The sequence below is a fragment of the Massilia sp. NBRC 108631 genome, assembly GCF_059704565.1.
Genome location: NZ_BAAKJE010000228.1, coordinates 1 through 14,284, shown reverse-complemented (window position 1 = coordinate 14,284; position 14,284 = coordinate 1). Strand labels below are relative to the sequence as shown.

The following is a 14,284-nucleotide window of genomic DNA, read 5'->3' as shown; positions in this document are numbered from 1 at the left end:
GACCGGTGTCGCCGTCCAGTGCTTTACGTGCCGAACCCTTGATGATAGGCAGGTCGTCGCCTGGGAACTCGTATTTCGACAGCAGCTCGCGCACTTCCATCTCAACCAGTTCCAGCAGCTCTTCGTCGTCGACCAGGTCGCACTTGTTCAGGAACACAACGATGTATGGCACGCCAACCTGACGGGCCAGCAGGATGTGCTCGCGGGTCTGTGGCATTGGGCCGTCGGCTGCGGAGCAAACCAGGATCGCGCCGTCCATCTGCGCAGCACCGGTAATCATGTTCTTGATGTAGTCGGCGTGGCCTGGGCAGTCAACGTGAGCGTAGTGACGGCCGGCGGTTTCGTATTCAACGTGCGCGGTGTTGATGGTGATGCCGCGTGCTTTTTCTTCTGGTGCAGCGTCGATCTGGTCGTATGCTTTGGCTTCGCCGCCGAATTTCTTCGACAGAACGGTTGCGATTGCAGCGGTCAGGGTGGTCTTGCCATGGTCAACGTGACCGATGGTGCCAACGTTCACGTGCGGCTTAGTCCGCTCGAACTTTTCTTTTGCCATTTTAGACTCCTAACAATGATAAGTGTGCAGGGCACGCGCCCGACTGTCTGAAGATACTGCCGATATTGGTACTGCGAATTCTGGTGCCCTTGACGTGGATTGAACACGTGGCCTCTCCCTTACCAAGGGAGTGCTCTACCACTGAGCTACAAGGGCTTTATTTGTTGCGATGTACCACATAGATGCAAGCTAACTGGAGCGGGTGAAGGGAATCGAACCCTCGTCGTAAGCTTGGAAGGCTTCTGCTCTACCATTGAGCTACACCCGCGAGGTTTAGATCATCTTCACTGCTATCACTCAGTTTTCTTGCAAAAACTTGGTGGAGGGGGCTGGATTCGAACCAGCGTACTCGAAAGAACAGATTTACAGTCTGTCGCCTTTAACCACTCGGCCACCCCTCCGCGAGGAACCGCAGAGTATGAAGCAACTTCTTTGACTTGTCAACACTAGTTTGCAGTTCGTTTTACCGTTCCACCTGCAAGCTGCGATGTTTCGTCTGCTTCGGGGCGAGATTGTAATCACAAGAATGTGAATGTGCAAGTGTTGTTTTTAAGTTGAATGATTTCTTATAGAATCGACACCATTCATGGGTCTTTGACGCACGCCCTGCCGACACTGGAGCCAGTTTGGAAACACAAGTCCTCCCCCGCCGCCGGCCACCCGCGCCGCCGGCCAAGACCCCATGGGCCGGCACGCTGCTGGCCAACGCCGCCCTGCTGCTGGCCTATGTGGCCACCGGCCGCATGGGCCTGGAGATGGCGCTGGGCGCCGCCTACGCCACACCGCTGTTCCTGCCGGCCGGCATCGCGCTGGCCACCGTGTTCACGCTGGGGCCGCGCCTGCTGCCGGCCGTGGCGCTGGGCGCGGTGCTGGTCAACCTGATCCCGCTGGGCGCTTCCGGCGCGCTGACCTTCCCCGGCGGGCTGCCGCTGGGCGCGGCGCTGGCGTCCGGCGCCGGCGCCGCGCTGCAAGCGTGGATCGCCATGCTGGTGCTGCGGCGCGCGCTGCAGCCGGCGCTGGGGCGCGGGCGCGACGTGCTGGGCTTCTTGCTGCTGGCGCCGCTGCTCGCGCTGGTCAGCAGCAGCGTGGCGATCGGCGCCAGCGGCCTGCTCGGCACGCTGGCGCCGGCGGCGCTGCCGGTCAACTGGTTCACCTGGTGGCTGGGCGACACCACCGGCATGCTGCTGGCCGCGCCGCTGACCTGGATCGCCATCGGCCAGCCGCGCCCGCTGTGGCGGCGCCGGCGCTGGCTGGTCGGGCTGCCGCTGCTGGTGTCGAGCGCGGTGTTCGTGGCCATCTACTTCCAGGTCGAACACTGGGAGAACGCGCAGCAGATGCAGACCTTCCGCCTCAAGTCGCAGCAGCTGGGCGACCAGCTGCAGGCGCAGTTCAGCGAGCACGAACGCTTCATCTACGCCATGTCGAAGGCGCTCAACGATCCGCAGCGCGCGCTCAGCGCCAACGACTTCAGCAACTTCGCCTCCGGCTATCTCGACAAGCGTCCCGAGCTGCTGTCGATGAGCTGGCTCAAGCCGCTCAGCCACGCGCAGCGCCCGGCCTTCGAGCAGTGGGGCAAGCAAGTCATCGAACCGAACTTCGAGGTGCGCGAAGGAGACGCGGCGCAGCGCCTGCAACGCGCTGCGGCGCGCCCGCAGTACATGGTGTCGGTCTTTATCGAGCCGATGAGCAGCAAGCGCTACCTCGGCATCGACTTCTTCAGCGAGCCGGTGCGCGCCGAGGCGGTGCGCCAGGCGCTGCGCAGCGGCCAGCCCACCGTCAGCGCGCCGGTGGCGCTGTTCCGCCACGCCGCCGAGAAAGGCATGGTGCTGCTGCAGGCGGTGCACGCGGCCGGCGACGACGCCGACACCATCGGCATGCTGCTGATCTCCATCCACGCCGATTCCTACATCGAACGCGCGGTGGCGCAAGTGAACTTTCCGGCGCTGCAGGTGCGGCTGCAGGACGTCGGCGGCGCGCGGCCGCTGACCATGCACGACCGCCTGCCGCGCGCGGCGCAGGCCCCCGCGCAGGCCGGCGACGTGCAGCGCCGGCTGCGCTTCGGCGGCCGCGACTACCTGCTCACAGTCGCGCCGTCGGCCGACTACGTGGCGGCCCAGCGCGGCTGGCAAAGCTGGACCGTGCTCACCTGCGGCCTGCTGCTGACCGCGCTGCTGGGCGGCATGATGCTGCTGATCTCGGGCGAGCGCGCGCTGATCCAGGCCCAGGTCAAGGACGCCACGGCACGCCTGCGCGAGCGCGAGGCCCGGCTGCAGGCCATCCTCGACAAGGCGGCCGACGCCATCCTCACCATCGGCAGCGACGGCACCCTGGTGTCGGCCAACGGCGCGGCCGGGCGCCTGTTCGGCTATGCGCCCGAACAGATGCCGGGCCTGCGCCTGGAGCACCTGCTGCCGGTGGCCGAGGGCGACACCGCCGCCGGCCTGCTGCGCAGCATCGCCAGCGGCGTGACCCACGAGCACGAGGCGACCGGCTGGCGCAGCGACGGCAGCGCCTTCCCGCTGGCGGTGTCGGTCAGCGAGGTGGAGCTGCCGGACGAGCACCTGTTCGTGGCCATCCTGCACGACCTGACCGAGCAGCAGCGGTCGCAGGAGCGCATCTACCGGCTGGCCCACCACGATCCGCTCACCGGCCTGGACAACCGGCTGTCGCTGAACCTGCGGCTGGACCAGCTGCTGGCCCAGTCGCGCCGCAGCCAGTCCGACGGCGCCGTGATGTTCATCGACCTCGACCACTTCAAGAAAATCAACGACACCCATGGCCATCAAGTGGGCGACTTGCTGCTGATCGGTGTGGCCAACCGCCTGCGCGAGCTGCTGCGCGAGGTGGACACCATCGCCCGCCTGGGCGGGGACGAGTTCATCGTGCTGGCCGGCGGCAGCGCCAGCCAGCCCATCACGCCCGACAGCGCCAGCCAGGTGGCGGTGCGCGTCGTGGAAGCGCTGAGCGCCCCCTTTGTGCTGCAGGGAAAAACCATCCACAGCGGCGCCAGCGTGGGCGTGGCCATGTTCCCGTCCGACGGCAACGACGCGGCCACCCTGCTGCGCCACGCCGACACCGCCATGTACGCCGCCAAGAGCCAGGGCCGGGGCAACTTCCAGTTCTTCTCGCCGGCCATGAACGCCGCCACCCACGAGCGCCTGCTGCTGGAGAGCCGGCTGTGGCAGGCGCTGGAGCAGGGCCAGTTCGAGCTCTACCTGCAGGCCCAGGTGGAGCTGGGCGGCGGCGCGGTGATCGGCGCCGAGGCGCTGCTGCGCTGGCACCACCCCGAGCTGGGCATGGTGGGGCCGGACCGCTTCATCCCGATCGCCGAGGAATCCGGCCTGATCCTGCCGCTGGGCGAATGGGTGCTGAAGAGCGCCGTGCAGCGCCTGCAAGCATGGCGGGACGGCGGCCTGGGCCATCTGCGGCTGGCGGTCAACCTGTCGGCGCGGCAGTGCCACGGCAGCGCCCTGCTGCCGCTGCTGGACCGGCTGCTGGCCGACAGCGGCATCGATCCGGCCCTGCTGGAACTGGAGATCACCGAGTCGGCCGCCATGCAGGATCCGGAGCGCAGCCGCAAGCTGCTGCGCGAATTGCGCTCGCGCGGGCTGAAGGTGGCCATCGACGACTTCGGCACCGGCTATTCCTCGCTCAGCTACCTGAAGCTGTTCGAGCTGGACCGCATCAAGATCGACCGCGGCTTCGTCAAGGACATCGAGACCGACCCGAACGACGCGGTGATTGTCGCCACCACGATCGCGCTGGCGCATTCGCTGGGGCTGCAGGTGATTGCCGAAGGGGTGGAGACGGTGGCCCAGCGCGAGTTCCTGCGCAGCAAGGGCTGCGAGGAGGCGCAGGGCTATCTGTTCGCGCGGCCCGTGCCGGTGGCCGAGTTCGAGGCGTACGCGGCGCAGGCTCGCCGGCTCACGGCGGCGTCAGCGCCGCCAGAACCTGCCCTTTGAGGGCGCGGATCAGGGAGGTTTCATCGGGCGGCACGCCTTCCGGCGCGGGCGCGCTGCGGTCGGCGTAGAACAGGCCCAGCTGCACGCCCTGCACCACCAGCGGCAGCACGATGAAGCTGCGCGCGTCCGGCAGCAGCTTGCGGTGCCAGTCCGGCAGCAGGTCGCGGATCTTGGGCGCGCCGGCGTCGGCGATCATCAGGTCGGCGTCGTTGCGCATGGCCAGGTGGAACAGGTCGCTGCCGGTCCCGGGCGTCATGGGAAAGGCGAAACCGGCCATGCGCGCGGCGTGCTTTTCGCCGAACGCGATGCGGGCCCGGAAGCTGCCGCTGCGCGCGTCCTTCAGGCACACGGTGGCGAAGCGGAAGCCCAGGCTGCGGTACAGCGTTTCCAGCACCGCCTGGATCACTTCGTTGACCTTGCAGCGCCCGGCCGCGCGCATCTGCGCCACTTCCTGCACGCCGGCCAGCAACTGCTCGCGCGCGTTATAGGGCTTGCCGCTGGCGTGCTGCCCCTCGGGCAGGCTGCCGCCGGCGTCCATGGTCGACAGCAGCAGCACGTTCGGCAAGCCCGCCGTGACCTCCTCTTGCGGCGGCGGCGCCGGCTGCAGCTGCAGGCTGTCGAGCAGCTCGTCCATCTCGACGCGGGCCGCGCCCAGCATGTCCTCCAGGCGCTGGCGTTCCAGCCCCAGCGCCGCGCCGTAGCGCTCGAACAGCGCGCGCGCCGCGTCGGCCGACAGGCCGCCGGGCCGGGCCAGCGCGCGCGCCGCGTCCATGCTGAACGACACCACCAGCCGCACCCAGTCCTGCCGGCTGGGCGGCGGCTTGTGCAGCGGCGCCGGCGGCAGCGTGCCGATCGAGCGCACGATCACGTCCGGAATTTTCCATTCGTTGAGGATGGCGGCCGACAGGGTGTCGTAGGTACTGCCCAGTATCATTTGCGAGGCTTGGCTGACGCTGTGCGCGCCGCCGGCCACCAGCGCATTGATTTCGCGGTAGCGCTCGTGCTGCTGGGAGGCGATCAGCAGCGGGCCGATGTTCTTGAACAGCGCGCCGATCGAGGCTTCCTCGGCGCCCTGGTAGGCGGACAGGCGCGCCAGTTCGCGCCCGATCAGGCTGGCGCACAGCGCCGCCTCCAGCTCCACCCGCACGCTTTGCGCGTGCTTGCCGTTGTCCAGCGTGTCGACCAGCAGCATGGCCAGCGCGGTGGTCTTGACGTTGTCGAAGCCGAGCAGGGAAATCGCGCGCGAGATGGTGGTGACGGCAATGCCGCCCACGCTGCGGTAGCGCGGCGTGTTGGCGATGCGCAGCACCTTTTGCGTCAGGGCCGCGTCCGACAGCACATAGTAGGCCAGCTCCTGGGTGCCGCCTGCGTCCGAATCGACCAGCTGCACCACGCGCCCCACCGAGACGCCCAGCGCGAACACGCCCTCGTCGCTGCAGAGTTTCTTCAGCAGCAGGCCGCGGACGGGCCGCACGTCGGTGCGCGGATCGGAACTCGGAGGGACTGCTGTTGGCATGGCGCTGGGTCCGGTAAGGTGGCAAGGCCATTGTAGCGCCGCCCGCCGCGCGCCGCGCTAGATTGCCGCCAGCCTGCCGGCCCGGATGTTGTATTTCTTCAATATGTCCAGGTGCAGCGCGGACAGTGCGGTCAACTTGGGGTTGACCGGGTCCAGCCGGCGCACGCTGGCGATCAGGTTCAGCGCGTCCTGCCCCAGCATCGCGTCCCAGCCGGTGTTCTCCAGGCACTTGAGCACCGCCACGGCCGCGTTGAACACCACCTGGCCGTTGTCCGGCAGCTTGGCCACCGCCTCCATCATCAGCTCCACTGCGCCGCGGAAATCGCCTTCCTTGGCGCGCTCCGCGCCCACCGCCACCATGTCCACCACCTCCTGCCGGCTTTCGGCCGCCAGCTGCTGCGCCAGCTCGCCCTGGCCGGCGTCCTCCAGCACCCGCATGGCCTTGGCCATGGCGGCCGCGTTGCCGGCGTTGCGCATCACGCCGCGCAGCACTTCGGCGGCCTGCTCCGGCTTGCCGCCTTCCAGACAGGTGCGCGCCAGTTCCAGCCGCAGGTCGCTGGACAGGCCGCTGGCGCGGCGGCAGCCGGCCAGCGCGAAGTGGATGGACTGCTCCAGCCGTTCCTCGTTGCCGGTGTATTCGTGCAGCATGGCAGAGGCAATGGCGCTGCATACGGCCGTGTTGCGCTGCCCGGCCAGCGATTTGTCGAGGTCGCGGATCACGGCGGCGGCCTGCACCGGGTCGCCCTTCTTCACCAGCGCCGAGACCAGCCGCGCGTGGTCTTCGGGATCGCGGAATTCGGAGAAGCGGGCCTTGCTGACCACCTGTTTCCAGGCCTGCTCGGCCGCGTCCAGGTCGCCCGCCTCCAGCGCCACCTCGCCCAGGCGGCGCAAGCGCCGCACCGCGTGCGGCGACAGCTCCAGCGCCTCGCTCAGCACGGCTTGCGCGCGGCGCCAGTCGCTGCCCACCTCGTGGGTGCGCGCCAGCCAGTCGTAGGCGTCCAGGAAGCGCTTGTTCTGGTCCACCAGCGCCGCCAGCATGGCTTGCGACTCCGCGTGCGCGCCGCGCAGGAACAGGCACTTGGCCTGGCCCAGCCGGGCCCAGTGGATGCTCTTGCTGGCGTACAGCTCGGCGTAAATCGGTTCGGCCAGCTCCGGCTCGCCCAGCTCCACATGCAGCTCGGCGCGCAGGCGCTGGAAGTCGGCCGCGTAGCGCGGCTGCCCGCGCTCGCCGTCCAGGCAGGCGGCGATGGCACCGCGCTGGTCGCCCAGCGCCACCAGCTGGCGGATGCCGGACAGCGCGCTGCGCTTGTCGAGCGCGCGGGCGATGCGCTCGAGCATATTGTCGGCTGTGAAAGGTTTCAGGATGTAATCGTTCGGCTGCAGCTCGGCGGCGCTGACCACCTTGTTGAACTGGCCCTCGCCGGTGACCATGAAGAACAGCGTGGCCGGCTGGATCAGCCGGTGGTGGCGCAAGTCCTCCAGCATTTGCTGGCCGTCCTGGCCGCCGTCCAGGCTGTATTCGCACAATACGATGTCGTATGTCTTGCTGGAGAGCATGCGCACCGCCTGGCCGGCGCTGCTGGCGTCCTCGATACGGGTCACGCCGCACAGGTTGAGCATATTGTGCAGGCTGGCGCGCATGCCGGGATGGGGCTCGATGATGAGCGCGCTCAGGCCGCTGCTCAGGCCGGTGCTCAGGCCGGTGGATTGGTTCATGTGGGTGGTTTCGCTATCCGTCTGCGCATGGGCGGGGCGCACGTGATGGCAGCGGCGCAGGGATGCGGCGGCGTACTGCCTACAGGCAAAGTATAGTACGGATGCGTGAGCATCGGAGAGATTTGGAGAGAATTGCGGGGCATCGGGCGCGCCATGCGGCTGCGGCGGGGCTGGCCCGCCACAGTGGGCATGCCGGACGCCGCCTATTTGGCCGACTGCGGCTGCTGCCCCAGCTGCGGATCGCGTTCGATCACCTCCAGCAGCGCCTGCACCACTTCCGGGTCGAACTGGCTGCCGCTGCGGGCCTTGATGTAGGTCATCACCTCCGGATACGGCCACGGTTCCTTGTAAGGACGCTCGTGCAGCAGCGAATCGAACACGTCCACCACGGCCACGATGCGGGCCGACAGCGGGATGGCGCGCCCCTTCAGCCCGTTCGGATAGCCCTGGCCGTCGAAATGCTCGTGGTGGCTGCCGGCGATCTCGGCGCCGAAGTGCAGGTAGCTGGGCCCGTCCACCATGTTGGCGGCGCGCTCCAGGATGGTGCGGCCCACGTCGGCGTGGGTCTGCATCTGCACCCGCTCTTCCGGCGTGTGCACGCCCGGCTTGAGCAGGATATGGTCCGGCGTGGCCACCTTGCCCACGTCGTGCAGGATGCTGGCCAGGCCTATCATGTCCAGCAGTTGCGGGGTCAGCTCGTCCTGGTACACGCCGCGCTCCTTCATGCGCGCGGCAATCGCCGACGACAGCGCCTGCACCCGCCGCACGTGGCCGCCGGTACCGCTGTCGCGGAACTCGGCCAGGTCGGCCAGCGCCACCACGGTCGCTTCCTGCGCCTTGCGCAGCTGGCCGAACATGTACAGGTTGTCGAACGCGGCGGCGATGCGCTGGCAGAACACTTCCAGCAAGTCGCGCTGGATCTGCGCCAGCGGCCAGGGCGGCGTGACGGAAATGGCCACTTCGCGCTCCTGGGTGTGGATGAACAGCACGTTGGCGGGATGGTCGAACTGGCTCTTCTTTTCTGCGAAGGCCTTGGCGATAGTGGGCCACAGCGGATGTTCGGGCGGCATGCGTTCGTTGTCGGCCAGCGGCGCGTAGTGGCCGGTGGCGGCCACCACGGTGGCCGGACCGTTCTCGCCCTGCATCAGGCACAGCACGCCGTCCGCCCCCACGTCGAGGATGGCCGACACCTGGTTCAGCACGCCGGAGGCGAACTCGCGCAGCGAGTGGATCTGGTACAGATTGGTGGCGCCGGCCAGGATCTTGCCCAGGCCCACGCGGCTGCGCTCGAGCATGTTCAGGCTCTCGTAGGCGCGCAGCGCCGAGATCACCGTGGTAAACAGCTTCTGCGTGGTCAGCTCGGTCTTGGCCTTGTAGTCGTTGATGTCGTACTCGATGATGACGCGCTGCTCGGGCGCCTGGCCCGGCTGGCCGGTGCGCAGCACCACGCGCACGATGGCGTTGTGCAGCTCTTCGCGGATGCGGCGCGCCAGCAGCAGGCCGGCGTCGTCGGTTTCCATCACCACGTCCAGCAGCACCAGGGCGATGTCCGGGGTGTCGCGCAGGATGTCGTAGGCTTCGCGCCCGCTATAGGCCGAGAACAGCTCCAGCTCGCGGCCCTTGAAGCTGACGTTGCGCAGCGCAAGACGGGTCACCGCGTGCACATCGACGTCGTCGTCGACAATCAGCACGCGCCACAAGCGCTGGTCCGGCGCGGACACGCCGGCCACCGGCGCGTCCTCTTCATCCTCGTCGAGCAGCCAGTTTTCGTCTGCAGCGTTTGAATCGGTCATACGTTCTCCAAGGTCGCGCGATGCCGCGCGGACACGCTCTGCCGGCGCTCAATCTGTGGTTCCCAGCATAATCAGATTTTAATAGCCTGACAACCCCTGCCGTCGGCCGCGCCGCATCCTGGCAACATCATGCCGAGCATGGGAAAAACGGGCCGCACGGCAGCATGCGCCGGCGTGGGCCGCAGACGGATTACTGCGGCGCCGGCCGCCGGCAGCCCGCCCGGTCGGCGGCCGGGTCGATGTTCTGGTAGCGGATTTCGTATTTGCCGCCGGCGAGCTTGTCGACCACCCAGCTGTCGCGCGCCAGCACGTAGGCGTAGCGCACATTCGATTTGCGCTCCAGGTCGTACACCTTGATGAAGACGGGCGAGTCGTTGCCGCCGTTGTCCAGCGTCAGCTGCATGTCCTCGCCCTTGTTCTGGATCGGGAAGCCCGCCACGTAGCCGGACTGCGCCGGCCACGGCTCGCCGTTGGGCGCGGCCAGCACGGCCGCCTGGCCGTCGCTGTCGCAATCGGCGGCCGCCGCGGCGGCAGTGCCCGGCAGCACCACCTGCGACAGCGCCACCACCTTGATCAGCGGCGCGCGCAGCACGCCGCTCTCGGCGGCGTAGGGCTTGGCGACAGCCCAGCTGTCGGCCAGCGCATCGGCCTTGGCGTCGTGCCGGGCGCCGGGCGCCGGCACGCCGGAGGCGGCGGCCGAGGACGACGGAGCGCCCGCCGGCGCACCGGCCGACGCGCTCAACTCGCTTTTATTGCCCAGCGCGGCGGCCAGCACGGCCTGCAGGCGCGGCTGGCCGGCCGACATCACGCCGCCCACCCAGCCCAGCATCAGGCTGGCGCCCAGCGCCACGCCCCATTTCCAGTTGCGGCGCCAGGCCGGGCGTGCTGCGCGCGGCTCGTCCACCTGCTCCGGCCAGGCGTGGTCCGGTGCCGCGTGGCGGGCCGGCTTGTGGCCGTCCTCGTGGCGCGTGCTTTCCAGCCACTCGATCTCCCATTCCTCGGCGGCAATCCACTCGTCGTGCTCCTTGCGGCGCTGCGGATCGGCCAGCGTGCCGTAGGCGCTGTTGAGGATGGCCATGATGCGCGCCGCCTTTTCATCACCGGGATTCTTGTCGGGGTGGTATTTCTGGCTGAGCGCCTTGTAGGCGGCACGTATGACTTCCTGCGGCGCCATGCGCGCCACTTTCAGGTTGTCATAGTGAGTGTGTATCTTTCCCATCGTTCCATTAACTTTTCGACAAGCGCGCCGCGACGGGGGACCGCGCTGAATCAACCATCATAGCTGATTCCGGGCCGTCAATCCCATCTTACAACTGATGAACAGCCGATGAAAAGCATGGCAATTCGTACAATTACAGGCGATGGCTGCGGTCGGCGGCGGCCAGCGCAGGCGGCAGCTGCACGTTATTTCCTATAACCAACACTTTAAACAGCTCGCCCATCTCGGCCGGCGACAGCAGCCGCTGCAGGGCATTTGCCTGTGGCAAATACGCCATAGCGTCGGACGGATCGGTGCGCAGCAGCAGCTCGCCGACCCCGGCGCCGATCAGGAAGGAGGCCTGGTTCATATAGGCCAGCACGGCGGCGCCGGCGTCCTGCGCGGCCACCGCCATGGCGGTGAAGTCGACGTGGGCGGTAATGTCCTGCAAGCCCGGCAGGTAGAACGGCTCGGCGTGCGCGTGGTGGCGGTAGTGGCACATCAGGGTGCCTTTGTCGCGCTGGTCCAGGTAGTACTCGTGGCCGGGGAAGCCGTAGTCGAACAGGAAGGCCGCGCCGCTGCCCCTGGCCATCATGCGCGCCAGGGTGGCCATGAAGCCGCAGGCGGTGCCGTGCAGCTCGGTCTCGTAGCCTTCGGGCAAGCCGGCTTCCTGCTCGGCGCCGATCTGGCTGGCCAGCTGCTGCTGCAGCTCGCCGCCCAGCGCGTGCTCTTCGTAGGCGAAACGGCCGGCCTCCACGGTCACGTGCAGTTCGCGCCAGCCGGCGGCCGTCTTGCGCACCAGGTGCACCGGCATGGCGTCCAGCACTTCGTTGCCGAACACCACGCCGTCCCAGGCGTCCGGCAAGGCGTCCAGCCACACCACCTGCGGGAAGGCGCGCAGCTTGTCCTGCTGGCGCGCGCGCAGTTCGCCCGACAATTCCACGATGGCGTACTGCTCCAGCGCCACGCCGGCGGCCGCCAGCTCGGTCAGGATGTCGAAAGCCAGCTTGCCGGTGCCGGCGCCGAACTCGAGGATGCGGGGCGCGCTTTGAGCGATAATAGCGCCTGCCACGCGGGCCAGCGCGGCGCCGAACAGCGGCGTCAGCTCGGGGGCGGTTGTAAAATCGCCATCCTTGCCCAGTTTGGCGGCGCCGCCGCTGTAGTAGCCCAGGCCGGGCGCGTACAGGGCCAGCTCCATGAAGCGGGCGAAGGGAATGGCGCCCGGCGCGCGCTCGATATCGGCGGCGATCAGGTGCTGCAAGGCGTGGGACGCGGCCAGCGCGTCGCTAGAGGGTGCGGGTAGGGACATCCCGGCATTTTAAACAATTCGACGGAACTATTCATGACTCAGGCAGAGAACACGGTCCCGGCAGGGGCCGGGCCGGCGGCGGCCGCAGTCGCTCCGGTTGCGCTGGTGACCGGCGCCGGGCGCCGCATCGGGCGCGCCATCGCGCTCGGCATGGCGCGCGCCGGCTGGGACGTGGCGGTGCACTACCGGCATTCGCTGGCCGAGGCGCAGCAAGTGGTGGCGCAGATCGCCGCCCTGGGCCGGCGCGCCATCGCCCTGCCCTGCGACCTGGCCGACGAGGCGGCCGTGCGGCGCCTGCTGCCGCAGGCGGCCGGCGTGCTGGGGCCGGTGGCCTGCGTGGTCAACAACGCCTCGCTGTTCGATTACGACAGCGCGGCCGACTTCACGCAGGCGCGGCTGGCAGCGCACATGGCGGCCAATGTGGCCGCGCCCATCCTGCTGGCGCAGGCGCTGCACGCGGCCACGCCGGACGGGGCCCAGGCCGTGGTTTTGAATCTGCTGGACCAAAAACTGTACAATCTCAATCCCGACTTCCTGTCCTATACCTTGTCCAAGGCCGCGCTGCACACGGCCACGACCTTGCTGGCCCAGGAACTGGCGCCGAAAGTGCGCGTGGTCGGCATCGCGCCCGGCATCACGCTGGTGTCCGGCGACCAGAGCGAGGCGGGCTTCGCCAAGGCGCACACGCAAACGCCGCTGGGCCGTTCCAGCACGCCGGAGGACATCGTGGCCGCCGTGCTGTACGCGGCCGGCGCGCGCGCGCTGACCGGCACCACCCTGCTGGTGGACGGCGGCCAGCATTTGCAGGCCTCGCCGCGCGACGTGATGTTCCTCGCCAAATAACTCTTTATACTCTTTACTGAAAGTTCAACCATGCTGTCCGCCCTGACCCACCCCCGGCTCCAAGACTGCCGCCGCCTGTTCCTGCGCAACTACGAAGTGCTGATCAACATCGGCGTGCACGATTTCGAGAAGAAGGGCGAGCAGCGCGTCCTGATCAATGTGGACCTGTACATTCCGCTGGCGCTGTCGACCCCGACCGCCGACGAGCTGCACGAAGTGGTGGACTACGACTTCATGCGCGACACCATCGCGCGCCGCATGGCCGAGGGCCATGTGCACCTGCAGGAAACCCTGTGCGACGACGTGGTCAAAGCCATGCTGGCGCACCCGCGCGTGCGCGCCGTGCGCGTATCGACCATGAAACCGGACGTCTACCCGGATTGCGAAGGCGTGGGCGTGGAAGTGTTCCGCATTAAGGATGACGTGTAATGAACGCAGTGATGGAAAACCTGGCCGGCGCGCCAGTGGCCCCGGCCGGCAAGTCGGCCGAAAAGATCGCACTGGAAAACAACAAGCTGCACAAGCGCCTGTGCCGCCTGGTAGGCCAGGCCATCGGCGACTTCAACATGATCGAAGACGGCGACAAGGTGATGGTGTGCCTGTCCGGCGGCAAGGACAGCTACGCGCTGCTGGACATCCTGATGACGCTGCGCGAGCGCGCGCCGATCAATTTCGAGATCGTGGCCGTCAACCTGGACCAGAAGCAGCCCAACTTCCCGGCCGACATCCTGCCGGCCTACCTGGACAAGCTGGGCATCCCCTACCACATTGAAAACCAGGACACCTACAGCATCGTCAAGCGCCTGATTCCGGAAGGCAAGACCACCTGCTCGCTGTGCTCGCGCCTGCGGCGCGGCATCCTGTACCGGGTGGCCGACGAGCTGGGCTGCAACAAGATCGCCCTCGGCCACCACCGCGACGACATCCTGGAAACCTTCTTCCTCAATATGTTCTTCGGCGGCAAGCTCAAGGGCATGCCGGCCAAGCTGGTGTCGGACGACGGCAAGCACATGGTCATCCGCCCGATGGCCTACGTGAAGGAGGTGGACACCGAGCGCTACGCCGAGGTGAAAGGCTTCCCGATCATTCCGTGCGACCTGTGCGGTTCGCAGGAAAACCTGCAGCGCAAGCAGATCAAGGGCCTGATGCGCGAATGGGAAAAGAAGCACCCGGGCCGCGTGGACAACATCTTTTCGTCGCTGTCGACCGTGGTGCCGTCGCACCTGATGGACCGCGACCTGTTCGGCTTCAAGGACATCAAGGCCGACGGCCAAGCCAACCCGCTGGGCGACATCGCCTTCGACGAAGAGCCCTGCTCCACGCCGAGCACCCTGCCCGGCACCATCCCGCTGCAGCCGCTGTAACCCTCCCCGTGGGGGGGGCCCGCCCCGCCC

At 67.8% G+C, this 14,284-nt stretch carries 10 protein-coding genes and 3 tRNA genes; 4 read left to right on the top strand and 9 right to left on the bottom strand.

Features of this window, described 5'->3' with window-relative positions; translation table 11 throughout:
* From AC6H42_RS24940 to AC6H42_RS24925, 4 genes are all read right to left on the bottom strand, one after another.
* Nucleotides 1-553, bottom strand: a 553-nt coding sequence (locus AC6H42_RS24940) for a GTP-binding protein (protein WP_497549197.1), incomplete at its 3' end; no start/stop codon positions are given.
* A gap of 81 nt (nucleotides 554-634) precedes the next feature.
* A tRNA-Thr gene (locus tag AC6H42_RS24935) sits at nucleotides 635-709 on the bottom strand.
* A 38-nt stretch (nucleotides 710-747) separates the two neighbouring features.
* Nucleotides 748-821: transfer RNA gene (locus AC6H42_RS24930), tRNA-Gly, on the bottom strand.
* A 49-nt stretch (nucleotides 822-870) separates the two neighbouring features.
* Nucleotides 871-954, bottom strand: a tRNA-Tyr gene (locus tag AC6H42_RS24925).
* Between the two features lie 225 nt (nucleotides 955-1,179).
* Between AC6H42_RS24925 and AC6H42_RS24920 the strand changes: the two genes are divergently transcribed.
* On the top strand, nucleotides 1,180-4,515 hold the full coding sequence (locus tag AC6H42_RS24920; RefSeq protein ID WP_057158376.1) for an EAL domain-containing protein: 3,336 nt from the start codon (nucleotides 1,180-1,182) through the stop codon (nucleotides 4,513-4,515).
* On the opposite strand, the gene AC6H42_RS24915 is transcribed toward AC6H42_RS24920, so the two are convergent.
* The 5 genes from AC6H42_RS24915 to AC6H42_RS24895 form a co-directional block, all read right to left on the bottom strand.
* Nucleotides 4,478-6,031: an HDOD domain-containing protein gene (locus tag AC6H42_RS24915; protein WP_057158377.1), complete on the bottom strand. Its 1,554-nt coding sequence runs from the start codon at nucleotides 6,029-6,031 to the stop codon at nucleotides 4,478-4,480. The two genes, AC6H42_RS24920 and AC6H42_RS24915, sit on opposite strands and share 38 nt — an antisense overlap.
* Nucleotides 6,032-6,088: 57 nt before the next feature.
* Nucleotides 6,089-7,747: a response regulator gene (locus AC6H42_RS24910; RefSeq protein ID WP_497549196.1), complete on the bottom strand. Its 1,659-nt coding sequence runs from the start codon at nucleotides 7,745-7,747 to the stop codon at nucleotides 6,089-6,091.
* Between the two features lie 203 nt (nucleotides 7,748-7,950).
* Nucleotides 7,951-9,540, bottom strand: coding sequence for a DUF3369 domain-containing protein (locus AC6H42_RS24905; protein WP_497549195.1), 1,590 nt, complete (start codon nucleotides 9,538-9,540; stop codon nucleotides 7,951-7,953).
* A gap of 190 nt (nucleotides 9,541-9,730) precedes the next feature.
* Nucleotides 9,731-10,759, bottom strand: coding sequence for a J domain-containing protein (locus tag AC6H42_RS24900; protein WP_497549194.1), 1,029 nt, complete (start codon nucleotides 10,757-10,759; stop codon nucleotides 9,731-9,733).
* Between the two features lie 133 nt (nucleotides 10,760-10,892).
* Nucleotides 10,893-12,047, bottom strand: coding sequence for a class I SAM-dependent methyltransferase (locus AC6H42_RS24895; protein WP_057158381.1), 1,155 nt, complete (start codon nucleotides 12,045-12,047; stop codon nucleotides 10,893-10,895).
* Between the two features lie 33 nt (nucleotides 12,048-12,080).
* On the opposite strand from AC6H42_RS24895, the gene AC6H42_RS24890 reads away from it, so the two are divergent.
* The 3 genes from AC6H42_RS24890 to ttcA are packed head-to-tail and all read left to right on the top strand — an operon-like array spanning nucleotide 12,081 to nucleotide 14,254.
* Nucleotides 12,081-12,890, top strand: a complete 810-nt coding sequence (locus tag AC6H42_RS24890) for an SDR family oxidoreductase (protein WP_082552214.1) — start codon at nucleotides 12,081-12,083, stop codon at nucleotides 12,888-12,890.
* 30 nt (nucleotides 12,891-12,920) lie between these two features.
* On the top strand, nucleotides 12,921-13,319 hold the full coding sequence (locus AC6H42_RS24885) for a dihydroneopterin aldolase (RefSeq protein WP_497549193.1): 399 nt from the start codon (nucleotides 12,921-12,923) through the stop codon (nucleotides 13,317-13,319).
* Nucleotides 13,319-14,254 (top strand): tRNA 2-thiocytidine(32) synthetase TtcA, encoded by a 936-nt coding sequence (gene ttcA, locus AC6H42_RS24880; RefSeq protein ID WP_497549192.1) that lies wholly within the window; start codon nucleotides 13,319-13,321, stop codon nucleotides 14,252-14,254. The genes AC6H42_RS24885 and ttcA overlap by 1 nt, the downstream gene beginning before the upstream one ends.
* Nucleotides 14,255-14,284: the final 30 nt, after the last annotated feature.

Excerpts from the sequence above, each read along its gene's own strand:
- AC6H42_RS24915 (WP_057158377.1), bottom strand. The coding sequence starts at position 6,031 with ATGCCAACAGCAGTCCCTCCGAGTTCCGATCCGCGCACCGACGTGCGG.
- AC6H42_RS24910 (WP_497549196.1), bottom strand. The coding sequence starts at position 7,747 with ATGAACCAATCCACCGGCCTGAGCACCGGCCTGAGCAGCGGCCTGAGC.
- AC6H42_RS24905 (WP_497549195.1), bottom strand. The coding sequence starts at position 9,540 with ATGACCGATTCAAACGCTGCAGACGAAAACTGGCTGCTCGACGAGGAT.
- AC6H42_RS24900 (WP_497549194.1), bottom strand. The coding sequence starts at position 10,759 with ATGGGAAAGATACACACTCACTATGACAACCTGAAAGTGGCGCGCATG.
- AC6H42_RS24895 (WP_057158381.1), bottom strand. The coding sequence starts at position 12,047 with ATGTCCCTACCCGCACCCTCTAGCGACGCGCTGGCCGCGTCCCACGCC.
- AC6H42_RS24890 (WP_082552214.1), top strand. The coding sequence starts at position 12,081 with ATGACTCAGGCAGAGAACACGGTCCCGGCAGGGGCCGGGCCGGCGGCG.
- AC6H42_RS24885 (WP_497549193.1), top strand. The coding sequence starts at position 12,921 with ATGCTGTCCGCCCTGACCCACCCCCGGCTCCAAGACTGCCGCCGCCTG.
- ttcA (WP_497549192.1), top strand. The coding sequence starts at position 13,319 with ATGAACGCAGTGATGGAAAACCTGGCCGGCGCGCCAGTGGCCCCGGCC.